The organism is Thermaerobacillus caldiproteolyticus (assembly GCF_013761245.1).
In the GTDB taxonomy this organism is placed as follows: domain Bacteria; phylum Bacillota; class Bacilli; order Bacillales; family Anoxybacillaceae; genus Thermaerobacillus; species Thermaerobacillus caldiproteolyticus.
Window position 1 is genome coordinate 217,389 of record NZ_JACDUT010000006.1, and the last position, 22,424, is coordinate 239,812.

At 41.1% G+C, this 22,424-nt stretch carries 19 protein-coding genes, 3 pseudogenes and 1 riboswitch; of the genes and pseudogenes, 11 read left to right on the plus strand and 11 right to left on the minus strand.

Translation table 11 applies throughout. The features are described from left to right. Positions 1–66 precede the first annotated feature (66 nt). On the minus strand, positions 67–2,415 hold the full coding sequence (locus HNR31_RS11245; RefSeq protein WP_181556324.1) for an FdhF/YdeP family oxidoreductase: 2,349 nt from the start codon (positions 2,413–2,415) through the stop codon (positions 67–69). A gap of 483 nt (positions 2,416–2,898) precedes the next feature. Here HNR31_RS11245 and HNR31_RS11250 point away from each other — a divergent pair, with 483 nt between their 5' ends. The 6 genes and pseudogenes from HNR31_RS11250 to HNR31_RS11270 all read left to right on the plus strand — a co-directional run bounded on the left by HNR31_RS11250 (position 2,899) and on the right by HNR31_RS11270 (position 7,315). Continuing rightward, positions 2,899–3,237, plus strand: coding sequence for a formate dehydrogenase accessory sulfurtransferase FdhD (locus HNR31_RS11250; RefSeq protein WP_220129499.1), 339 nt, complete (start codon positions 2,899–2,901; stop codon positions 3,235–3,237). Between the two features lie 39 nt (positions 3,238–3,276). After that, positions 3,277–4,068 carry a phosphotransferase gene (locus tag HNR31_RS11255; RefSeq protein ID WP_181556326.1) on the plus strand — a complete coding sequence of 264 codons (792 nt, stop codon included), beginning with the start codon at positions 3,277–3,279 and terminating at the stop codon, positions 4,066–4,068. 645 nt (positions 4,069–4,713) lie between these two features. Beyond that, positions 4,714–5,148 carry an SRPBCC family protein gene (locus tag HNR31_RS11260; RefSeq protein ID WP_181556327.1) on the plus strand — a complete coding sequence of 145 codons (435 nt, stop codon included), beginning with the start codon at positions 4,714–4,716 and terminating at the stop codon, positions 5,146–5,148. After that, positions 5,148–5,522 (plus strand): ArsR/SmtB family transcription factor, encoded by a 375-nt coding sequence (locus HNR31_RS11265; RefSeq protein ID WP_181556328.1) that lies wholly within the window; start codon positions 5,148–5,150, stop codon positions 5,520–5,522. Before HNR31_RS11260 ends, HNR31_RS11265 begins: the two co-directional genes overlap by 1 nt. Before the next feature lie 180 nt (positions 5,523–5,702). Beyond that, positions 5,703–6,076, plus strand: a pseudogene (locus tag HNR31_RS19440) (ISNCY family transposase); the annotation flags it as partial. Between the two features lie 141 nt (positions 6,077–6,217). Then, entirely contained in the window at positions 6,218–7,315 is a 1,098-nt protein-coding gene (locus tag HNR31_RS11270; RefSeq protein WP_181556329.1) for an acyltransferase, read from the plus strand. A gap of 930 nt (positions 7,316–8,245) precedes the next feature. Here the strand turns inward: HNR31_RS11270 and HNR31_RS11275 are convergent. From HNR31_RS11275 to HNR31_RS11300, 6 genes are all read right to left on the minus strand, one after another. Further along, the gene (locus HNR31_RS11275; protein ID WP_181556356.1) at positions 8,246–9,388 is read right to left on the minus strand and encodes an NRAMP family divalent metal transporter; all 1,143 of its coding nucleotides are present in this window, start codon (positions 9,386–9,388) and stop codon (positions 8,246–8,248) included. A 111-nt stretch (positions 9,389–9,499) separates the two neighbouring features. Beyond that, complete coding sequence (locus HNR31_RS11280) at positions 9,500–10,261, minus strand: LamB/YcsF family protein (protein WP_181556330.1); 762 nt, start codon at positions 10,259–10,261, stop codon at positions 9,500–9,502. Next, the gene (locus tag HNR31_RS11285) at positions 10,248–11,234 is read right to left on the minus strand and encodes a 5-oxoprolinase subunit C family protein (protein ID WP_181556331.1); all 987 of its coding nucleotides are present in this window, start codon (positions 11,232–11,234) and stop codon (positions 10,248–10,250) included. Before HNR31_RS11285 ends, HNR31_RS11280 begins: the two co-directional genes overlap by 14 nt. After that, positions 11,209–11,919 (minus strand): 5-oxoprolinase subunit PxpB, encoded by a 711-nt coding sequence (gene pxpB / locus HNR31_RS11290; protein WP_181556332.1) that lies wholly within the window; start codon positions 11,917–11,919, stop codon positions 11,209–11,211. The genes HNR31_RS11285 and pxpB overlap by 26 nt, the downstream gene beginning before the upstream one ends. Further along, positions 11,916–12,665 (minus strand): IclR family transcriptional regulator, encoded by a 750-nt coding sequence (locus HNR31_RS11295; RefSeq protein ID WP_181556333.1) that lies wholly within the window; start codon positions 12,663–12,665, stop codon positions 11,916–11,918. The genes pxpB and HNR31_RS11295 overlap by 4 nt, the downstream gene beginning before the upstream one ends. A gap of 170 nt (positions 12,666–12,835) precedes the next feature. Beyond that, positions 12,836–13,381: a pyridoxamine 5'-phosphate oxidase family protein gene (locus HNR31_RS11300; protein WP_181556334.1), complete on the minus strand. Its 546-nt coding sequence runs from the start codon at positions 13,379–13,381 to the stop codon at positions 12,836–12,838. Positions 13,382–13,485: 104 nt separating this feature from the next. Between HNR31_RS11300 and pdxR the strand changes: the two genes are divergently transcribed. Beyond that, on the plus strand, positions 13,486–14,895 hold the full coding sequence (gene pdxR, locus HNR31_RS11305; RefSeq protein WP_220129501.1) for a MocR-like pyridoxine biosynthesis transcription factor PdxR: 1,410 nt from the start codon (positions 13,486–13,488) through the stop codon (positions 14,893–14,895). A gap of 13 nt (positions 14,896–14,908) precedes the next feature. Here the strand turns inward: pdxR and HNR31_RS11310 are convergent, their stop codons facing one another. Next, a complete protein-coding gene (locus tag HNR31_RS11310; RefSeq protein ID WP_181556335.1) occupies positions 14,909–16,444 on the minus strand; it encodes an NAD(P)H-hydrate dehydratase in 1,536 nt (511 codons plus the stop codon). A 536-nt stretch (positions 16,445–16,980) separates the two neighbouring features. Beyond that, positions 16,981–17,089, plus strand: a riboswitch (SAM riboswitch). Between the two features lie 197 nt (positions 17,090–17,286). Between HNR31_RS11310 and HNR31_RS11315 the strand changes: the two genes are divergently transcribed. The 4 genes from HNR31_RS11315 to HNR31_RS11330 all read left to right on the plus strand — a co-directional run bounded on the left by HNR31_RS11315 (position 17,287) and on the right by HNR31_RS11330 (position 20,969). Next, positions 17,287–18,300, plus strand: coding sequence for a methionine ABC transporter ATP-binding protein (locus HNR31_RS11315; RefSeq protein ID WP_181556336.1), 1,014 nt, complete (start codon positions 17,287–17,289; stop codon positions 18,298–18,300). Further along, positions 18,290–18,955 carry a methionine ABC transporter permease gene (locus tag HNR31_RS11320; protein WP_181556337.1) on the plus strand — a complete coding sequence of 222 codons (666 nt, stop codon included), beginning with the start codon at positions 18,290–18,292 and terminating at the stop codon, positions 18,953–18,955. Before HNR31_RS11315 ends, HNR31_RS11320 begins: the two co-directional genes overlap by 11 nt. A gap of 35 nt (positions 18,956–18,990) precedes the next feature. Next, positions 18,991–19,824, plus strand: coding sequence for a MetQ/NlpA family ABC transporter substrate-binding protein (locus HNR31_RS11325; protein WP_181556338.1), 834 nt, complete (start codon positions 18,991–18,993; stop codon positions 19,822–19,824). Between the two features lie 68 nt (positions 19,825–19,892). After that, positions 19,893–20,969: an iron-containing alcohol dehydrogenase family protein gene (locus tag HNR31_RS11330; RefSeq protein WP_181556339.1), complete on the plus strand. Its 1,077-nt coding sequence runs from the start codon at positions 19,893–19,895 to the stop codon at positions 20,967–20,969. Positions 20,970–21,042: 73 nt separating this feature from the next. On the opposite strand, the gene HNR31_RS11335 is transcribed toward HNR31_RS11330, so the two are convergent. The 3 genes and pseudogenes from HNR31_RS11335 to HNR31_RS18770 form a co-directional block, all read right to left on the minus strand. Further along, a complete protein-coding gene (locus tag HNR31_RS11335; protein ID WP_181556340.1) occupies positions 21,043–21,243 on the minus strand; it encodes a hypothetical protein in 201 nt (66 codons plus the stop codon). Between the two features lie 26 nt (positions 21,244–21,269). Further along, positions 21,270–22,289: pseudogene (trpB, locus tag HNR31_RS11340) on the minus strand (tryptophan synthase subunit beta); the annotation flags it as partial. A gap of 10 nt (positions 22,290–22,299) precedes the next feature. Next, positions 22,300–22,424, minus strand: a pseudogene (locus tag HNR31_RS18770) (ISNCY family transposase); the annotation flags it as partial.

The following is a 22,424-nucleotide window of genomic DNA, read 5'->3' on the forward strand; positions in this document are numbered from 1 at the left end:
AAGATTTTATTGGAATTTATAAAAAATTATACTTTGCAAATAAATCACATCTTAAAAGCTATGAAGTTAGTCAACGGTCATTTCCATCTCTTCAATGCGCTTTTCAACGTATTTCTGATCTTTCTGTGCGTGGAACGTCTCAGCTTTTTCGACGATAGCGATAGTATTGTACTCTGGGATTTGGGCGTATGTTTCATAGACTCCTTTTGGAATTAACACGTTTCCTTCCGGCCAATAGACAGCAATGTTTCCTTGTTTTACATCTGCGAACCTTGCTCGGCCCTGCATCATTCCATGACGATTATAAGCAACAATCGTCTCGCCTTCACGAATGCCAAGTTTCGTTGCATCCTCACGATTCATTAAAATATCATAACGATCTGCCGCATTAAATGGATCTTTGTCGCTATAAATCATCGAATTAAATTGCTTGCCGCGTCGAGTCGTCACAAAAAATTGTCCTTCCGCTTTTCGCAGCTCCGGCAATTCAATTGGAATTAAATTACCACGACCGTCCGCTGTCGGACATACCCCTCCTTCACAAAGCCAAGCACCGCCCCATTGAAAAACATCACCTTTTTTCTTTAAATGCTGGATTCCATCATAGTTTCGATTCGCTATGGCAATTTCGTTGCGAATTTCCTGCGCATGACTAAAATGAATCAAATGTTTTTCTTCTGGTTTGACGCGTGAAGCAAGGTCGATATAAATCTCCCATTCCGCCCGTGCTTCTTCAATTCGCGGTCCCTCGATTTCCGGACTGAAATACACCATCCGCTCCGTGCTTGTCGATGTGCCACCGCCCGGCTGTTCATAGCGCGTCATTGCCGGTAAGATAATCACTTCTTCTTTGGCATCCAACAATGTCGACGTGTTAAAAATAATATCTTGATGAACACGCAATTCCAAGCTTTCCAACGCCTTGCGGATAAAATCTGGATTCGGCATTGTTTCTAAGAAATTGCCGCCGCTCGTATATAACACTCTCACTTTTCGTTCATGACCGTCAGGAAGTAGGATGTTTTCGAGCGTCTGTCCGATCGTATCCCCTTGCCAGCGCGGAATCGGAAATCCCCAAATATTTTCGATACGCGCGATATTTTCTTCATCAAATTCCCCTCCCGGTAATACAAACGGGTCGGCTCCCATTTCCCCTGAGCCTTGAACACCGCTGTGGCCGCGAATTGGCATAAGCCCGCAATGAGCGCGTCCGATAAAGCCGCGAAGCATGGCGAGATTGGCCACTTGCGAAACATTGTCCGTACCGAAGCGATGCTGAGTAAGCCCCATACTCCAGACAAACACGCCCGATTTCGCTTCAGCGAGCAATTTTGCGAACTCATACATCTTCTCTTTAGAAAGACCAGAAGATTTCTCTAACGTTTCCCAATCGTATTTTGCGACATGCACCTTTAATTCATCGATTCCGTTCGTATGCTCACGGACAAACTGCCAATCGATGGCTGAGCCCGGATTGTTTTCCTCCATTTCGAACCAATGTTTTATGACACCATTCATAAAGGCAATATCGCCGCCAATGTTCACTTGATAAAAATCATCGGCGATTTTTGTGCCAAAAAGCGCACTTTCCCAAATTGACGGAATCCAATATTTCTCCATCGCCGGTTCGCGATACGGATTAATGACGATGATCTTTGTACCCGCTTTTTTTGCCGCGTACATATACTTCGTCGAAACCGGCTGGTTATTCGCCGCCACAGAGCCCCAAAATACAAGGACATCTGTGCCAATCCAATCTTTATAACTGCAGCTGGATGCGCCGATTCCAAGCGACCGCTTTAATGCCGTTTTGCTTGGTGAATGACAAATTCTCGATGCATTGTCAATATTGTTTGTTCCTAAAAACCGCGCTACTTTTGCCGCCGTATAATACACCTCATTCGTGATGCCGCGCGCCGTTAAATAAAACGCTAACTGCTTTGGATTGATTGATTTAATTTTTTCGGCGATGCGGTTTAACGCTTCATCCCAGCTAATTCTCGTAAACTTCTTTTCTCCCGGTTTTCTTGAAAGCGGATACGGGATTCTCCCAAGTTTTCTGAGCTCTGTGCTATCTAATTCTCTCAATTTATCGACATTTTCCAGCCATTTCCCATCAATTGCAGGCATCGTATTTAGGCGAAGCACATTTAAGCGCGTCGTGCAAAGATGTGGACCTGTTAACGTTTGATCGCGCAATCCGGCAACTCCGAGAGCGCAGCCGTCACATACTCCTTGCGTCAAAATGCGATACGCATAAGACAGCTGATCTTTATTTTCCCAGACGACCTTTAATGTATCACGAATATGATGCGGCTTTACCTTTCCTAACCCCATCGGCATAACACTTGCCCAAAGAGAAGGTTTTGGACTTTTGTCCAATTTTATCGGCCCCGTATGTTTCGTTTTTCCCATCATCAATCCTCCCTAAAAACGGCATATTGGCAAAATGAATAACATCATGCTCTATACGCCTAGCTCCGGACATTATGAATAGTTTGCAATTTTCAAAATCATTCGTTTATTCTTATAATATGATTGTAACATAAAAATAAAGAAGGTAAACAAAATAGACAACGGCTAAAAAACAAGATGAAAGGCTACGAAAACATAGGGTTCGAACAAGAAGACGGCATTGTGAAAAAATATCTACTGACCATTGTTGTAAACGGCGAACCATTCGAAACAATGGTTTGTACGCTTAACTAGTCATTGGTTTCTTGCTTCCGAGGGTCTTATTGGTTCTGATGCCAATCTCAACTTCGCCTATATTGATGTACACGCAAAGCAACCGATTAACCAGCAGTGTTTTTCGGTTCCTTCTGCAGGAAAAGCAGACAATTTTATTTGCCCAATGATGTAAAACAGCGATGACGAATAGAAACATTAGGTGGAGCAATGCTTTATCTCATGGAACACTTACAGTACAGGAGCATCGTTTTCCAACAAATAGGCGGAGTTCATAACGCAGCGCTTTGCGGTGAATCCGAAATCATTGTAGTAAAGTCCGACATCGAAAGACACAACGCTCTTGATAAACTTTACAGATATTGCATGATCCAACAAACTAAAATCGTTGCTTTTAGCGGTAGAGTATCTTCTAAAGTATGGTTAAAAGTGCAAAAAATAGTCGTTGGGATTTTATTGTTCAAAGCCCACTCCACCCCAGTTGTCGGAAGACTTGAGCATAACAGCTGTCGTCTTGATCCGCCATACACTCATCCAGATTGTGTTTGAAAGCGAATTTATGCCACTAATATAAGAGGTGAACGATATTTGCATCCCTTCACATTACATGACATACCTAACGAAATCGTCGATTATGTAGGCACAATTAAAAATATTCAATTTCCCAGACAAGGCCACACTTCCGATGTCGGAATGATCGAGAGCCAAAACGGTTGTTATGCTTTAAAACGAACAAAAGGGGAACGTTTTTGTTTTTATTTATCTCAAGAAGTGCTTGTATTAAACAGCATATCTCACACGAAGCTTCCCGTGCCAAAAGTTCATCAGTTTATTGAACAAAAAAATGAAAAGCAATCTTGGGCATTATTCGATTATATTGAAGGAGAAACATTAAGAAGCTCACTATGGAAGGAAAATAACGAAGATAAAAGACTTGAAATGATTTTTTATTTCGGAAAAACGCTGTCAGAGATCCATTCCACCCCATGCCCACGCGAATTAGTAAAAAATCCATTATGGCTTGACGAAATGTTGGCACAAGCCGAATACAATCTCCAGCACTATAACGTTGACGGAACAGCAAAGCTTTTAAATAAATTAAAGACAAATCGTCCAAAAGAATGTCAACAAACATTTATTCACGGCGACTTCACGATTGATAACGTTTTAGTCCGTAACGGAATGATTGTCGGTGTAATCGATTGGAGCGGCGGAGCCTTCGGCGACCCTAGATATGATGTGTCTTTAGCAATCCGTCCAAAACGAAAAGCGTTTGATTCCGAACTCGATGTCCATATATTCTTTGAAGGATATGGTGACAAACTTATCAATGAAGAAGACTATAATTATTTTGCGAATGGATTATATGAATTTTTTTAACAACGTCTCTTGTAAAAATTTCTTTTAAAAAGCCATACATGAATGATCGGATACACTTTGTGAAAAAAGAGGAAACATAATGATAAACAGCCTCCAATGTATTTACTATCTTGTTAGCCGATCCTTCTGAAAGACTGGCCAACATATAAACAAGAGGACGATGCTGTGTGGCCGAAGTAGGTGAGCAGATCATCAAGGACGATGAAACAGTAGAGATTGTGAATATTGCCGTTGCAAAAGAACAGCATGGCAAAAGGAATCAGAAACATTAATGCTCCATGCCGTTCATCGCAAAGTTACGAGGCTATAAGACCGTTGTGGAAATGCAAACGTGGGACAACTTACTCTTTATCAAAATGCGGTCCTGGAGCAACTGGAATTAACATTGATTTCTTTATTAAGCACTACAACTGAAACCGTTTACTAATGTAAGATATCTCAAGATTACAATAGACTAAATAGAAGAAGTAACAAAAACATCCTGAGTTATTTTTCTCCTAAAAGAAGTGACTTTGTATAAAATAATATATTCCTTCTCTAACGGACAGCATAGCGGAAAAAAGAGTTGACACGAAACCAAAAGGTTTCATATACTGAAATACGAAACCTTTTGGTTACATATTAATCAACATGGAGGTACGTCATATGCAAGTAAATAATCAAAGCAAAGTTCCAGACATCCGAAAAACTGCCGTATTTAATGCGCCGATTCAAAAAGTATGGGAAGCAGTGGCAACTTCAGAAGGTATTGCCGCATGGTTTATGCCAAATGATTTTGAGCCAAAAGTTGGACATGAATTCACTTTACAGTCACCTTTTGGACCCTCACCTTGCAAAGTTCTGGAACTCGATCCACCTAACCGACTTTCCTTTTCATGGGATACATTCGGTTGGCGTGTTTCTTTTGAATTAAAGGAACTAGATGGAAAAACGGAATTTACACTCATTCATTCTGGTTGGGGTGAGCCTAATGAGATTATTCCAGCACCGGGGGAAACACACTCAGTAATAAGAAATCGAATGGACAATGGTTGGGAATCTCTTGTTAAAGAGAAACTGCGCAAAGTAGTTGAGGCTTAATGTCAGCCGCGCCAAAGCATGATATTTTTCAAGCAATCGCCGATCCCACTCGACGGAAAATACTTCGACTGCTCGCTGATAAGAAACTGCCCGTTACGGCAATAAGCAAGCATTTTCCTATGAGCCGTACAGCCGTTTCTAAACATTTGCGCATTTTACTGGAATCGAAACTTGTCAGTGTGGAGAAGTCAGGAAGGGAGAAGTTATACAAACTCCAACCAGAGGCGCTACTCGAACTTAAGCATTGGCTTTCCTTTTTCGAGCAATTTTGGGACAACAAGATTTCAATGCTTAAACACTTTGTGGAAAACGAGGAAGCAGGTAATCTCAATCTCATCATCCCTAAATCCAATGAGGAATCTAAAGATTCGTGACAAGAAGATTGAACGTGTTGCAAAACACATAATTGATGCATAAAAGATGTAAAAAATCCACCGCCTTGGAAAGCAGCTAAAACACAATCCAAGGGGTGGACACTAACATGATTCCGCTTTGGTCACTGAACATGCAGTAGATTATGAAATCTCCCTCTTGTATTTGATTTCATTTTCTTTACGACTGCAAATCGAAATGATACAGCGGTGGTACCTTAACTACTTTCGTCTTTACAAGAATGGGGCATCGAGTTTGCTCTTAGAGATGAAGCGTATGATAGTGAAAACGTCCGTAAAGTGGCCGAACAATCCGGAATATTGTTCTTTTCACCAGCTAATCGATGAAATAGTGGTGAGTGAAAAGACGCATATGGCCATGTCATCCGGGTCTTGTTGAAAACCAGATTAAGAAAGTGGCTATTTGGGTTTCACAATTCGATTGAGCATGTATTCAAAGCATGTATTCAATCAGTTTAAAGAGCAATGAGGTAGAGCAACCACGCTGGTATGGAGTTCACCGCTATTCACTACACGTGCAGTTATGCATATTTTTGATTTTTCACTCTATTTCACAACACCATCTTTATTATAAAATGAGTTTATTACAAAAAAACGCAGATACTGTTACGTTTATTTTTAGTCATTTCATCTTTTGATGGGAATATATAACATGCAATTCACTGAGGGTAGAAAACATGGAAAGAAATTACTCGATTGATTTCATAAAGTTTTTCGCCATCTTCGCTGTTGTATCTATACACACGGCCCCTTTTCTTCATTATAAAAATGAATTTATTGAAGGAGAAAACATTGGTTTTATAATAAATGTATTTGCTAGATTTGGTGTTCCATATTTCTTTGCTGCTTCCGGTTATTTATTAGGCAAAAAAATTAAAATTACGAAAAACAAAAACTCTTTCTCGTATATTAAACATTATTTATTGAAAATAGTGAAATTACTTATTAGTTGGACTATTATATACTTTTTATATGATTTATTAATACTTGTGATAACATCTTATTTAAATGGTTTACATATAAAATCAGAAGTAATACATTACTTAAACTCTGCTTTCACATTAAGAAGATTGTATTACGGAATGACTTACGGTACTTCATTCCATTTATGGTTTCTAATGGCTCTTATGTGGTGTATCGTCATATTATATTTTTTTATCAAAATAAATAAAATTCATTTATTACTTGTTTTCAGTGTTATTTTGAATTTCATAGGATTATTCGGTCAATCTTATTCAAGTATATTCAATGTTCCATTACAGACAAGAGATGCTTTGTTTTTTGGTTTATTCTACGTTACACTCGGCTACTATCTAAGTAAAAAATATGAGGCTCAAACGTTAAGAGTAAGTCCAACACTTCTTTTCATATTATTTATATTGTTTACCCTATTTCAATTAGTTGAAGCTTATGTACTTGTTAAAAGATTCGGCGGTCCTTGGGGCAACTATTACATTTTCACAATACCATCAACCATTTGTCTTATATTAATGGTTATAAATTACCAAAGTTTAGGAAAGGGAACTTTCATAAGTAAAGTTGGACAAAGTTCATTCGGTATATATGTAATCCATCCGTTAATTATAAGTTTAACTTATCATGCACTAATTTTTCTTGAAATAGAATATATAACGAGGACTTTGATTTGGAATTTACTTTATTCCCCTATTCTTTTTGTTCTTTCCTATTTTTTATATCATTTGCTTCAATATTTAAAGGCTATAATATATAATAAAACCCAACAAAAATTAGCAAACATAAGAACTTCTACTTAATTCTAAAATTATATTTTAAAGTTTTAGATAAACCTTTAATTATCAAATAGATAGAGAAATTATACAGGTTAATGGCACCCCCACCATAAAATGGTGGGGATCAATTTTGTAAAGATAGTGTTTAAGCTAGGATATGCATTTTATTAAAGTTTCCTTCATAAATGGCATACATATAGCAAACCTCAAAGTATTCCTATTTAAATCTATCGTAACCTAGCGGAACACTGTCATCAAAGCAAAGTTTTTAGTTCCATTTTTACCTGATTTTGTATTGAATATACATATCGTTTCGTTGGGTACACTGCAAGAAATGTCCCAGTGCAAATGGATGAAAACACAAAATGGCGAAAGCGATTCGAGACAATCAGATTGAACAGCACATCCTTCAGGACAGCATGCTGCACGAGATTGCCCGTATTCGCCGTGAAATTTCCAAAAAAAGAAGCCACCATCTCCATTCATCAACGGTTAGACTATCAAATTAGCCGCATCTCCCAGACAAAAGCAAGAACTTCACTTATTAATGGTGTTGACTGACAATAAAAAGATAAAAGTTCTAATGCCATTAGCTGCTCCTCCAGTTAGTAAAAAGTATGGTTGGAGTAAAAATAAATATGGTGCTTCATGGCAATTCAACCTTGCAAAAAGCTAACTGTTAGTTGGCCTCCAATTTTTAAACAACTTCATTGTTGTTGAATTTGAGAAAATTAGTATAGGATATGAAAAATTAAACAACGACTTGACCACCGTTCTAAAAAGCTTGAATGGTGGTATATGTACTTATAAGACCGAAATGAAATAACTTTATTGTCAATGACCAGACGGAAAAACAAAGCATCGTTCGCCATCATCAGAAACGACGTGTATCTCGATTTTCAATTTATTCTTCTATAAAAATAACTACATTCAGGTTTCTTTCCAGCGGATCACTTATCGAAACAGTTGGGGGATTTGGTGAACTATCGTATAAATGCCCATATATGCCATCACTGCGACAACTACTCCGCCAAACACCGTCATCCAGAGCGGATGCTTGTAATCTCCGACGATTGTTCGTTTATAGGCAGCTACTAGCATAACCCCTAACGAAATCGGTAACACAAGCCCGTTTAATGCCCCGACAAAAATCATCGTCTTCACCGGACGACCAACGAAAACAAACACAAACGTAGAAATCACAATAAATAAAACAATCAGCAAGCGATGATATTTTTCTAAGGTCGGATGAAAGGTACGAATGAATGACATCGATGTATAAGCGGAACCGACAACGGACGTAATCGCTGCTGCCCACATAACAATACCAAAAAACTTATACCCTACCTCACCCGCCGCTAAACGAAACACCGAAGCTGGCGGATTCGCTTCATCTAACGTTAGCCCTTGGGCGACAACGCCAAGAGCAGCAAGAAATAATAAAAGTCTCATTAATGAAGCTACCCCAATCGCAGAGATGGAACTCTGCGTCACTTGTCGCAAGCTGTCTTTTCCCTTAATTCCGGCGTCTAACAATCGGTGCCCGCCGGCAAATGTAATATAGCCGCCAACCGTACCTCCAACAAGTGTGACAATCGCCAATAAATCAATGTTCTCAGGCACGAACGTTTTAACAGCGGCCTCACCGAGCGGAGGTTTCGCGGTCCATACGACATAAAGCGTCAATCCAATCATCACAATGCCTAACCATTGCGTAAAGCGATCCATCATTTTTCCTGCTTCACGAACAAGAAAAATCGCAATAGCAACGACCGCACTAATGACCGCTCCCGTTTTCGGTGACAGCCCAAAAAGGACGTTAATCCCTAATCCAGCGCCACCGATATTGCCAATATTGAACGCTAATCCGCCAATCAGAATCAGGCCTGCTAACATATATCCTAATCCCGGTAAAACGTCATTAGCAATGTCTTGCGCCCGCTTTTCCGATACAGCAATAATGCGCCATATGTTCGCTTGCGCTCCGATATCAAGAATAATAGAAACAAGAATGACAAAGCCAAAACTAGCGGCAAGCTGTTGTGTAAATACGGTCGTTTGTGTTAAAAAACCTGGTCCAATAGCTGACGTGGCCATTAAGAAAACAGCCCCAGCCAACACTCCGATATTTGATGAGCCCTTCTTCGCAATGGATATAGTCTTTTTCTCCGTTTCACGCTCGACACTCACTTTTCCTATCCTCCCCTACTAGTCGCTGAAAGGTCTAATCTCAACACCTGCGTCCTGCAATGTTTCATAGAGTTGTTTCGCAAATATAACAGCTTTTGCTCCATCTCCATGAATGCAAACTGTCTCCGCTTCAATGGAAACATCAATGCCTTGTAACGAACGAACGCGTCCTTCTTGAACCATTCTCATCACTTGACGAACTGCTTCACGTTCATCGGCAATGAGCGCATTCGGATCGCTTCGTTGTGTCAGTGAACCGTCTTGTTGGTACGTACGGTCGGCAAATACTTCACTTGCTGTTTTTAAACCGATTTTCTTACCAGCCGTAATTAATTCACTCCCCGCTAATCCATACAAGATTAATGTCGGATCAATATCATACACCGCCTTGGCAATGGCTTCAGCAAGTGGCACATCTTTTGCAGACATATTGTATAAAGCACCGTGCGGCTTCACATGCGTCAGTTCCCCCCCTTCCGCTTTAACAAATGCGGATAACGCCCCCACTTGATACACGACATACGCGTATACTTCATCTGGAGTAACATCGATGTTTCTACGACCAAATCCAAGCAAATCGGGAAAACCGGGATGCGCTCCGACCGCAATTCCTCTCGAAAGCGCCATCTGTACCGTTTTCCGCATCACAATAGGGTCCCCAGCATGGAATCCGCAGGCAATATTAACGGAAGTCACATAGTCCAAAATCGCTTCCTCTTCACCAATCCGATACGCGCCAAAACTTTCGCCGAAATCGCAATTGATATCAATTCGCGCCACGTATCTCCCTCCATTTTTGATCAATGATTGTTTTCCATCGGTTCATCTCCCGCTCGCGTTCAATGTACAGCTGTTGCGCTTCTTCGAATTTCGCTTTTTGAAACTGAATCACATCCCCGGGACGCGCCTGGGCTAATATCGGCAAGTCAACGGAAATCACTTGGGCGATACGCGGATACCCCCCTGTTGTTTGCCGATCCGCCATTAAAATAATCGGTTGACCGTCTTTCGGCACTTGAATCGTTCCAAATGTGACTGCTTCTGACACCATTTCCTGCTCCGTGTTTCGTTCAAGCACCTGTCCTTGCAAACGATAGCCCATCCGATCAGATTGTGTTGTGATTTTATAAGGAGATGTAAAAAAATAATGGATACTTTCGTTTGTAAACGTGGCATACTCTATTCCTTCCGTCACTCGAATGGTCCTTTTCTTTCCATAAATATAGACGCGTGCAGAAACAGCAATCCCCCAGTTGACACGGTGTGGAAAAATAGGTCGGTCACTAGAACGCAATAACAACATATCTCCTTTTCGCAACGCCCTTCCATGCAACCCGCCAATTTGTGCTTGTAAATAAGTAGAGCGGCTGTTCATGATGAGCGGAATGTCAAGCCCACCTGCAAATGCAATATAAGCTCGATATCCGTTCCGACACGCTCCAATCGAAAGAACACTACCACTTTTGACGAACAAAGGTTTCCATAATGAAACTTGCTCATCATTTAATGTACAGGAAAAGTCGCCACCGCAAATCGCAATGAGGGCGTCTTTTTCAAAACGAAGCGTAGGTCCAAGCATTGTCACTTCTAATGTCGCCTCATGGGCTTCATTTCCGACTAGGAAGTTCGCAATACGGCTGGCAAATGAGTCCATCGCTCCACTCACAGACACTCCATCTTTTTGAAATCCCCACCTCCCTAAGTCTTGAATGGTTGTCAACAACCCGCTATGAATGACATGAATCGCGTTCATCATTCCACATCCTATAATCTTCTTCAGTGATAGGTTGAAATCGGACAATATCTCCCGCACGCAATAAGCTTGGTTCTGGATCGTGTGGACGAAATAAAGAAAGAGGCGTTCTCCCAATGATTTGCCATCCACCGGGAGTTGAAAGGGGATAAATTCCCGTTTGATTCCCGGCAATTCCCACAGAACCAGCCGGCACGGCTATGCGAGGTGTCGCCCGGCGCGGTGTCGCAATGTCTAGAGATAGTCCCCCTAAATACGCAAACCCCGGGGCAAAACCAATCATAAACACTTTGTACGTGCCATGGGAGTGAACATTGATTACTTCTTGTTCGGTCAATCCGTGATACTCAGCCACATCCGGTAAATCGGGACCAAAATTCCCGCCGTAACAAACGGGGATAACAATCGTTCGTTCTGGCACAGGAGGCACTTCCTGTTCGAGCCGCTCTAATGCTGTTTGCAGCCTTTCGCACATTCGCTCATACGCTCCAACAAAAAGTGGGTCATAGTAAATGGTGAGAGAAGAAAAGGTCGGCACAATATCCACGATTCCTTCCCAACGTTGTTTTTGGAGCATCAACGTGAATTGATGAACTCGCTCATTCACCTGTTCGCTCACTTCATGGAAAAATCGAATCGTAAGGGCATTTTCGCTTAATGGAAACATCGTATACTTCACATTCATCCCTTCCTTGAAAAGCCAAGCTGTTTAGAAATCTCAAATGCAGCTCTTTGCAATATTGGCACCATGTGCTCGACCGCCTCTTGAGAAAAACGCGGCTCCGGACCGGCAATACTTAACCCGGCTACCACTTTTCCCTCATAATTGAAAATCGGCACTGCCACCGCTGCGGAGTAGTCTTCCAATTCCGAGTAGCTAACGGTATACTGCCGTTTGCGGTCTTGTTCAATCGTATTCCGTAACGTTTGTCGGTCAACAATCGTATTTTTTGCGATCGCTACAAGTTCAATATGGTCAATATATCGTTTCTGCTCTTCGTTTTCCATAAACGTTAATAACACACGCGGGCACGCTCCTGCGTATAAAGGAGCACGACGACCTACTTTTGTATAGACGCGTACAGGTTCAGATGTTTCCACTTTTTCGATATAAATCGCCTCATCGCCATCACGAATAACTAAATTAACTGCCTCTTTCGTTTCTTCTTTTATCCTTCTCATCACCGGCAAGGCCACTTGGCGAAGATCCAATCGTTCCGCAACTAACATGCCAAACGATAAAAACGCCAATCCCAACTGGTAATGATCTCCTATTTTTTGTAAAAACCCCATTTCTAATAACGATTGTGCCATCCGGTACACCGATGTCTTTGGCATCTGCAATAACGATACCATTTGTTGTAGCGTTAGCCGCTCATGTTCGACAAACAACCGCAACATCTCCATCGTTTTGACAACTGTTTTATTCATGATGTTCTCCCTTTGTTCCGAATATTGAAACATTTATCCCAAAAATCAAATCAGTATGTTCATTATAATAAAAATAAACAAAATTTTCTATATATTTCAGCAATAAAAAACGCGAATCGAGTAACGACTTTCTTCGCTACATTCGTTCGCGTTCATGCTCTTTTTCAAGCTTAAAAACGTCCGATGTCGTCTTGAACCGTCCTTCCTTTGTAAAATTGCCGCTGCTCGTCCATCGGTTTCTCTTTCGCTGTCATCATATCAGGAATCACTTTTAACACCACCGTACCGCTTCCCATTGAAGAACGGTATGAGGACACGTGCCGCTTAGAAAGCGGCGTGGAAAAATACCCCGGAACATATTTATAAAGCAATTGCTGCAACGCTGCTGTTGCCTCTTCCAAGTCAGAAACAACCGATGCCCGCCCAAATATGATAACACTCATATAAGCCGTACTCGTTTTCGCCGGCACCGGATGCACCATCGTTCCAGCATTCTCGCTTACAGTAAAGCATACGCGCGGGTTGCTCTTGATGATCTCCATTTTTCGCCCTTCTTCGGCTCCATGCACATAAACGCAATTGTTCCACCAAACAAAATTGAGCGGCACGACATACGGTTCGTCGCCATCTGCCAAGCCTAAAAAACCTGTCGAAGCCTCCTGTAATAAGCGGTTGATTTTTTCTTCATCTTTGCATTCTAACATCGCTCTTCTCATCGATCTCTCTCCCCTTTCATGATGATATAATGAATTGTAGAAAAAAACTGACCTGATGGATAGTGACAGTTTTAAAAAAAATATAGGTGTCAGAGGAGGAGCACATGATAGAACTAAGCCCTGTTTTCGATACAACAACACGTGTCCCGCTCTACATTCAACTCTATGAATATTTGAAAACGGAAATCATAAACAAAAATATTGCTAAAGGCAGTAAATTGCCGTCCATTCGAGCACTTTCCAAGCATTTAGGCATCAGCAAAAACACGGTCGAAGGCGCGTATCAGCAGCTTCTTGCCGAAGGATATATCGAAAGTAAACCGCGCGTCGGTTTCATCGTCAAAGAACTTGAGGAACCTCTCGTGCCATCGCTTTCCGAAACACAACAACATTCCCCGGTGCCGCCAGCAGAACAATCAATGCGCTACGATTTTCGCTACGGTCACATTGACACAACTCATTTTCCAATGAAGGCTTGGCGGAAATGCATGAACGAAGCCTTGGAGATGGAGCCGGAAAAAATTTTATGGTACGGGGAACGAAAAGGAGACTTCGACCTTCGCCGAGAAATCAAGAATTATTTGTACCAAGCACGCGGGATTCTCTGTTCACCAGAACAAATTATCATCGGCTCAGGAATTCAGCAGCTGACAAGTCTCATCTGCCAATTATTCGATTCTAAAACTTGTGCCATCGCCATGGAAAACCCATCGTATGACGGAATACGCTCCGTATTTTTAAACCATCACTTTCAAGTCTTGCCTATTTCGCTTGAGGAAGATGGATTAAATATCGAAGAATTGGAAACAAGCAACGCGAATGTCGTATACGTCACTCCTTCGCATCAGCTGCCACTTGGCATGGTTTTGCCCATCGGTAAGCGGCAAAAACTATTAAAATGGGCTGCTAAAAACAGTGCATGGATCATTGAAGATGATTATGACAGCGAATTTCGCTATGAAAGCAAGCCGATTCCCGCCTTAAAGGCGCTTGATATGCAAAATCGAGTGATTTATTTAGGGACGTTTTCCAAAGTGTTGACACCGTCGATTCGCGTAAGTTACATGGTACTTCCCAATTGCTTGTTAGAAAGATTTTCGCAAATATTTTATAACTACAACCAGCCTGTCTCTACAATTATTCAAAAAACACTATACCTTTTCATGAAATACGGTTATTTCGAACGGCACATCCGAAAAATGCGCCATACGTATGCGAAAAAACAGCAAACACTCATCACCGCTATCCGCGAATACTTTGGGGACAACGCAACAGTGATAGGCGAAAAGGCAGGATTGCATCTACTTATGAATTTAAAAAACTATAACAACGTAGACGAATTGGTCATCAAAGCAGAGAAAGCCGGTATAAAAGTGTATTCAGCGGCGAAATATTGGTTTGGTAAAAGCGGAACCCCGCCTAGCTATGTATTATTAGGGTTTGGCGGAATGAACGAAAAAGACATCATTGATGGTGTGAGGCTTTTGAAAAAAGTTTGGTTATCTAACAAATAAAAGGAATCGCATTTCATAGCGATTCCTTTTTGTATAAGTGAAAAAGCGTTTGCGGAATAGCCTCGATAACATCTGTGGCAAGCACATCCAATGGTGAATGCCCCCTCTCGATGAGCACATCCGCTGCTTTTCCATGCACGAACACAGCATTGCTAATTGCTTCCTGAATGTCGGCGTGCTGCATCATAAACGCAAGAATGATGCCAGTCAGCACGTCACCGCTTCCGCCTTTTGCTAATGCAGGATTTCCCGTTGTGTTCACGTATTGCTTTCCATTTGGAGTTGTGACAATGGTGTAAGGACCTTTTAACACAAGGTAGACACCATAGTCCATCGCAAATTGTTTCGCAATGGCAAAACGATCCTTTTCGAGATCACGAATGGAAACATTAATCATTCGCGCCATTTCTCCAGGATGCGGCGTTACAATCGTCGCTTGTTTTCGTTCTCTTACTATGGAAACATAATCTTTCCAGTAATATAACGCATCCGCATCAAGAACGACCGGAACATCCTGACATAGCACCTTTTGGACAACGCTTTTCGTCCCCGCTGTTCTTCCCATGCCTGGTCCTACGGCAATTGCGTCAACATCCAAGTGGACAAAATCAATTTCACCGGTAAAACAGCCGTTTATCGATGAACACGGATAATACATCACCTCTGGAACATGTGTTGCTACAACTGAATAAATGTCATCCGGTACAGCCATTGTCAGCAATCCAGCTCCGCTTCTTAAAGCCGCTTTTGCAGTCATAGTGACAGCGCCTGTCATATTTCGAGAACCGCCAATGACAAGACCTTTTCCATAAGTACCTTTATGCGACGAGCGTTTTCTTGTCGGCAGCGTTCTTACCACATCCGCTTCACTCCATAGCTTGCGAAACCCAGCATTTTTTTCCAAGGAAAGCGGAGGGATACCGATATCCACTACCATTAATTCACCATAGTAATCAGCTGTTGGGAACGTGTATGCACTTAGCTTTGGGTATTGAATCGTGATCGTTGCATCCGCCTGAATGGCCGTCTCCACTTCTCCCCCATCAGCAAAAATCCCGCTTGGCACATCAATCGCATACACGACAAGCCTTTCTGCTTCGTTAACCTTGTCAATTATTTCTTTATATGGAGATCTCAATATTCCTTTTACGCCAATTCCAAGCAACGCGTCAACGATAACGTCATAATGACTTAATTGTTCGGTAAATTCCTTCTCATTTCCTATGCAATGCTTTACTTCATATCCCGAATTCTCATAGATTTCAAGCGCTTTTTTCGCCGCTCCTTTTACTTTTTCCTTTGGCGGTACCAACCATAAATCGGTTGCATAACCATAACTTTTTAATACTCTCGCAATGACAAAACCGTCCCCACCATTATTTCCCGTACCCGCTAAAACAGCGACGCGCTGAGTAGGATGAATTCGTTCCCGCAAAATTCTCGCAACAGCTTGTCCGGCATTTTCCATCAATGATTCTTCGCTCATACCGATTTGTTGAATCGTATACCGATCAATTGCGTACATTTCTGAAGCAGTAACCACGCGCATGACGTTCACCTCGCAAATTTTAATCCCCAATCAATATATACTTAACCCATTATTTCATATAAATTTTTTGTCGGTTACCAAAAACTCTAATCTCATCATATAAGTCATTTTAATTGCATAGTTACTAATTATCTAGCGTTTTCTATTTTAAGATTCTTCTTCGCCTATACGTAAAACACCTTTAAAAAATATACCATTTTTACTTATTCAACGAGCGTTTCATTCAGAATCCAAAAAGGCTGTGAGGTATTCGAAAAGAATACAAAGAAAATGTGAATAACATAGAAATTGCTAGTTACCCCTTAAAAATGTTTTTGTCTTTGTGACTGAGTATTTCTTTCAATCTTTCTGATCAATGATGAGCGCTTCCCTCTTTTTGAATCCGTACTCATTCTTTATAACAAACTCCTTTTAAAAAATTTTTTCTATGATACACCAAGATTGTAAGCGATTTCTTTTTCTTTAGTAGGAAAAACGTATATTGACAATCATTTTTTTTAGAATTATGATTTATGTAAAAATTGAATACGATCAACCGCTTATCGAGAGTGACCGAGGGAACAGGCCCTATGACGTCCGGCAACCTCCTTATAAGAGGAACGGTGCCAAATCCTGCAGAATGACTTTCATTCTGAAAGATAAGTCGTGTACATAGATACCCGATGCCTCTTTCTGAATGAAAGAGGCATTTTTTCTTAACAAAAGATGCTCATGCATAAGGAGAGTAAAGTCTCTTATTGTATAAGATGAACATTAATCCTTGGTTGCCTTCTTCTCTTCATTCGCGAAAAGATGTGCACCATCTATAAATTACAAAAACAAAAATAGGAGCGAGGGATTCGATGATTGAGGTAAAGAACTTAGTAAAAGTGTATTCATCTAAAAAGAATAAGGTAATTGGCGTGGACAATGTTTCTTTAACGATCAAAAATGGTGAAATCTTCGGCATTGTCGGCTATAGCGGTGCCGGAAAAAGCACGCTTTTACGATGCTTAAATCTTTTAGAACGCCCAACATCGGGACAAGTCATCATCGATGGGGTCGATTTAACCACTTTAAATGACAAGGAATTACGCCAAGCACGCCTAAAGATCGGGATGATTTTCCAGCATTTCCACCTTGTTAGTTCAAAAACGGTATTTGAAAATGTCGCATTTGCTTTAAAAGCTGCAAAAAAATCAAAAGACGAAATTGAGAAACGGGTGAATGAACTACTGGAAATGGTTGGTCTTGCTGATAAACGAGATGCGTATCCTTCCCAACTAAGCGGCGGCCAAAAACAACGAGTCGGAATTGCACGAGCACTTGCAAATGAACCAACTGTCCTCTTATGCGACGAAGCAACATCAGCGCTCGATCCAAGTACGACGAAATCGATTTTAGCCTTATTGAAAAAGATTAACCGCGAACTTGGAATTACGATTGTTTTAATTACTCATGAAATGGAAGTCGTCAAAGACATATGCGACCGTATTGCGGTGATGCAGGATGGAAAAGTAATTGAATTAGGAACCGTGTATGACATTTTTACGAATCCAAAAGAAGAATTGACAAAATCGTTTATTAATAGCGTTCTGCAATTTGAGCTTCCTGACCATTTGCTGAAAAAACGTACAGGAACGATTGTAAAAATTCAGTTCAAAGGCGAGATTGCCGAAGAAACAGTTGTTTCTGATATGCTTCAAACATTTAATGTAAAAGGAAATATTTTGCACGGAAAAATTGAGTACATTCAAGATATGCCGCTTGGAATTTTCATTATGGAACTTACAGGAGACCCTGATGAAATTGAGCGAGCCATTGATTATATTTCCCTAAGAACAAACGGATTGGAGGTCATTGCAAGTGCTGCTTAATTCGCTTATGAATTTAGTTCCCGAACTAAACAAAGCATTCTTGGAAACTCTTTATATGGTTGCCATTTCTCTTTCAGTGGCGATTATAGCTGGTCTTCCTTTAGGAATTTTGTTATTCGTTACCGACCGCGGTCTGTTTTTAGAAAATACGACCGTTAAATCCGTTCTTGGATTTATCGTAAATATGATTCGTTCCATTCCTTTTGTTATTTTGCTTGTTGGGCTATTGCCGCTCACCAAGCTCATTACGGGAACAACAATCGGACCTACAGCGGCTTCTGTTTCGTTGTCCGTTGCGGCTATCCCATTTTTTGCTAGAATTGTAGAAACTTCTTTGCGGGAGATTGACAAAGGTGTGATCGAGGCCGCTGTTGCTGTCGGCGCCACACCTTGGATGATTATAAAAGACGTCCTCTTACCTGAAGCTCGTCCCGGCATTATGCACGGAATTACGATTACAACGATAAGTTTAGTCAGTTATTCGGCGATGGCAGGAATTGTCGGCGGCGGAGGAATTGGAGACCTTGCGATTCGTTTTGGCTATTACCGCTACGACAATACTGTTATGATTACAACAATCGTCATTTTAATCTGCCTTGTACAAATCATTCAGTTTGCAGGCGACCGCATTGCTCGTCTTGTTGATAAGCGATAAGGTCGTTGAACATACAAATATTAGGGGGATTTGTGATGAAAAAATTATCAGTCTTTCTAGTTTTATTGTTATCCTTCGGGCTTCTCGCCGCCTGCGGAAGCAAGGAAACAACTTCTAATTCTACAGAGAAAAAAGAACTTACGATTGGGGCTACTTCCGGTCCTTACAGCGACATGGTGAATAAAGCGATTAAGCCTATTCTTGAAAAGAAAGGCTATAAAGTAAAAGTCGTAGAGTTCAGCGATTACATACAACCAAATATAGCTCTCACTAATGGTGATTTAGATGCCAACCTATTCCAGCACAAAATCTATATGGAGACATTCGCAAAACAACATCATCTTGACCTTTCAGAAGTGATCGTCGTTCCAACTGCGCCAATGGGGATTTACTCAAATAAATTTAAGTCACTAGACGAAATTAAAGAAGGCAGTCAGATTGCTATTCCTAACGATCCGACAAACGCAGCAAGAGCGTTCTTAATCTTACAAGATGCAGGATTAATTAAGCTCGACCCAGCTGCAAACCCATTAACAGTCTCTGAAAAAGATGTAAAGGAAAATGTAAAAAAACTTCAGTTTAAGCCAATCGAAGCAGGTCAATTACCTCGTGCAGTACAAAGTGTTGATTTAGCTGCCGTTCCTGGAAACTACGCATTAGCAGCAAAAATGAACCTTCTTGACGCACTTGTATTAGAAAAAATGCCTGATAAATACCGCAACCGTGTTGTCGTAAATACAAAAGATCTGAACAAGCCATTTGTGAAAGATATTAAAGAGGCGGTTGAGTCAAAAGAGTTTGAAAAAGTCATCGATGAACAATTTAAAGGCTTCGGTAAGCCAGAGTGGATGTTAAAACGAAAACATTAAATCCGTATTGCGAAACGCCGCTCCTTTAGCGGCGTTTTATCTAATCTTTTAAAAGGAGGAATAAAAAGATGGACATCATCGAAGTTCGCGGTGCTCCTAACTATTATGTATGCGAAAGCGGAGCTTTAACTCATCTCGAAACTTTATTACAAAAACATGGTTTTAGAAGTGGTTTTGTCATTTGCGGAGAACGGTCATGGAAAGTGGCCGAGCCATATTTCCCTAAAAACCGTAAATTCACTTATTCCTTTTTCCCATATAAGGGAGAATGTTCATTGTCTGAAATCGAACGGTTATCTACACTTTGCGTTCATTTTGATGTAATCATTGGAATCGGCGGCGGAAAAGTGCTAGATTTGGCGAAAGCAGTTGCCAATCAAGTCCAGCTTGATGTGGTATTAATCCCAACTCTCGCTTCTACTTGTGCAGCTTGGACACCTCTTAGCGTGATTTATGATGAAAATGGGGCATTTATTCGCTTTGATATTTTTCCAAAATCAACGTTAATGGTTTTAGTTGACACAAGAATATTGTTACACTCACCAGCCGCTTATCTCCGAGCAGGGATAGCTGATACGCTTGCCAAATGGTATGAAGCTGATTGTATCATTCGTCAAGTAAACAACCCTCCCCTTTCCGTAAAAATCGCTCATCAAATGGCCTATCTTTGCAAAACAGAGTTACTCGAACATGGTCGAGCAGCCATAAACGACTTAGTAGAAAAACGTGATACCCTATCCTTTCGCAAAGTAATTGAAACGATTATTATGGCAGGTGGAATGGTTGGAGGATTTGGGGATCGATATGGAAGAGTAGCAGGTGCCCATTCCGTTCATAACGGATTAACTAAAATTCCCGAAACCCATCATTTGTTGCATGGAGAAAAAGTAGCATATGGGATTCTCGTCCAGCTAGCCCTTGAAGAAAATTGGGATGAAATTCACCGTTTGCTTCCATTTTACCGAGATTTAAAGTTACCTTATACTCTAAAACAACTCGGCCTTGATGCAACAGAAAAAGAAAAACTCATTTACATTGCCGAAGAAATCATCAAACCACATGAATCTATTCATCTTATGAATACCCCTGTTAATAACGGGAAAATCGTAGAAGCATTTTATCAACTTGAGAAATTAGAATCCTAAATTTCTCTTCTTGTTTTTTCATTAGCTGTATAACTGCGACATCATGTAAGACTATTTCACTTACCATTGTGCTCTAATCAAAAATGAATGCCTTTAGGACGGGAGCGAGGTGTAAATGGGTTTTTGTATGTTGCTCATCCGGAAGCTGTAACATATAAGCCGCATATAACCCCACTTCACATAAAGTCAAGTGGCGGGCAGTTCGCCAAACAAGCGGTGAGAGCAGTTCGTTTATATCGTATGAAGTATCATGCAAAAACGGCTGTCTCATCATCCTGAGACAGCCTCTCTCCAAAACGTTTATGCTTGATTTAACATACGAAATACTTGTTCCACGTCTTTATCTCCACGTCCTGAAATGTTTACAATAATAATTTTATCTTGATCTAGCGTTCGCGCTAATTTCATTGCATAAGCAACCGCATGAGCGCTCTCAAGCGCTGGAATAATCCCTTCCGTTCTCGATAGCACTTGAAATGCTTCAAGCACTTCCTCGTTCGTAACCGTATAATACTCGGCACGCCCAGAAACTTTTAAATGGCTGTGCTCAGGACCGATTCCCGGGTAGTCAAGACCAGCGGCAATCGAATAAGTCGGCTGTGGATTTCCATCTTCATCTAGCAACACTAAACATTTAAACCCATGCAGCACGGCTGGCACACCTTTTGTAAGCGTCGCTGCTTTTTCCGGCTCTACGCCGATCAGACGTACATTTGGTTCATCAATATAATGAGCAAACGCTCCAATCGCATTGCTTCCGCCGCCGACACAGGCGATGACAACATCAGGCAACCGTCCTTCTTTCTCGAAAATTTGCCGCTTGCTTTCTTCGCTTATGACAGACTGAAAATGTTTAACGATGCTTGGATATGGATGAGGTCCAACCGCTGAACCAAGCAAATAAAACGTGTTCTTATAATTTTCAACAAGGTCATTTAATGCTTCATCGACCGCATCCTTCAATCTTCCTTGTCCTTTTGATACCGGAACGACTTTTGCGCCTAAAAGCTCCATACGAAATACGTTTAATGCCTGACGTCTAGTATCTTCCTCACCCATATAAATGATGCAATCAATTCCAAACATCGCGCAAGCCGTCGCGGTGGCAACACCATGCTGTCCCGCACCCGTTTCAGCGATGACGCGTTTTGCTCCCATTCGTTTCGCAAGCAAAATTTGTCCGATGACGTTATTAATCTTATGCGAACCTGTATGGTTTAAATCTTCGCGCTTCAAATAAATTTTCGCCCCGCCTAAACGCTCTGTGATCCGGGCAGCAAACGTAAGCGGATTCTCACGGCCGACATACTCTTTTGATGGTGTTGCAAAACTAGAGTAAAAACTCAAAATTATGCATAAGAATGCATAATTGTACATGCAGTAAATAGCGATGAAACCCATACCAACGTGGCTGTTCTAGTCCATCATTCTTTAATTGATTGAATGTCTGCTCAA

Coding starts and splice junctions, on each gene's coding strand:
- pdxR (WP_220129501.1), top strand. CDS start 13,486: ATGATAGAACTAAGCCCTGTTTTCGATACAACAACACGTGTCCCGCTC.
- HNR31_RS11335 (WP_181556340.1), bottom strand. CDS start 21,243: ATGATGAGACAGCCGTTTTTGCATGATACTTCATACGATATAAACGAA.
- HNR31_RS11330 (WP_181556339.1), top strand. CDS start 19,893: ATGGACATCATCGAAGTTCGCGGTGCTCCTAACTATTATGTATGCGAA.
- HNR31_RS11260 (WP_181556327.1), top strand. CDS start 4,714: ATGCAAGTAAATAATCAAAGCAAAGTTCCAGACATCCGAAAAACTGCC.
- HNR31_RS11285 (WP_181556331.1), bottom strand. CDS start 11,234: ATGAACGCGATTCATGTCATTCATAGCGGGTTGTTGACAACCATTCAA.
- HNR31_RS11250 (WP_220129499.1), top strand. CDS start 2,899: ATGCTTTATCTCATGGAACACTTACAGTACAGGAGCATCGTTTTCCAA.
- HNR31_RS11295 (WP_181556333.1), bottom strand. CDS start 12,665: ATGAATAAAACAGTTGTCAAAACGATGGAGATGTTGCGGTTGTTTGTC.
- HNR31_RS11245 (WP_181556324.1), bottom strand. CDS start 2,415: ATGGGAAAAACGAAACATACGGGGCCGATAAAATTGGACAAAAGTCCA.
- HNR31_RS11325 (WP_181556338.1), top strand. CDS start 18,991: ATGAAAAAATTATCAGTCTTTCTAGTTTTATTGTTATCCTTCGGGCTT.
- HNR31_RS11300 (WP_181556334.1), bottom strand. CDS start 13,381: ATGAGAAGAGCGATGTTAGAATGCAAAGATGAAGAAAAAATCAACCGC.
- pxpB (WP_181556332.1), bottom strand. CDS start 11,919: ATGAATGTGAAGTATACGATGTTTCCATTAAGCGAAAATGCCCTTACG.
- HNR31_RS11270 (WP_181556329.1), top strand. CDS start 6,218: ATGGAAAGAAATTACTCGATTGATTTCATAAAGTTTTTCGCCATCTTC.
- HNR31_RS11315 (WP_181556336.1), top strand. CDS start 17,287: ATGATTGAGGTAAAGAACTTAGTAAAAGTGTATTCATCTAAAAAGAAT.
- HNR31_RS11275 (WP_181556356.1), bottom strand. CDS start 9,388: ATGGCCACGTCAGCTATTGGACCAGGTTTTTTAACACAAACGACCGTA.
- HNR31_RS11265 (WP_181556328.1), top strand. CDS start 5,148: ATGTCAGCCGCGCCAAAGCATGATATTTTTCAAGCAATCGCCGATCCC.
- HNR31_RS11310 (WP_181556335.1), bottom strand. CDS start 16,444: ATGCGCGTGGTTACTGCTTCAGAAATGTACGCAATTGATCGGTATACG.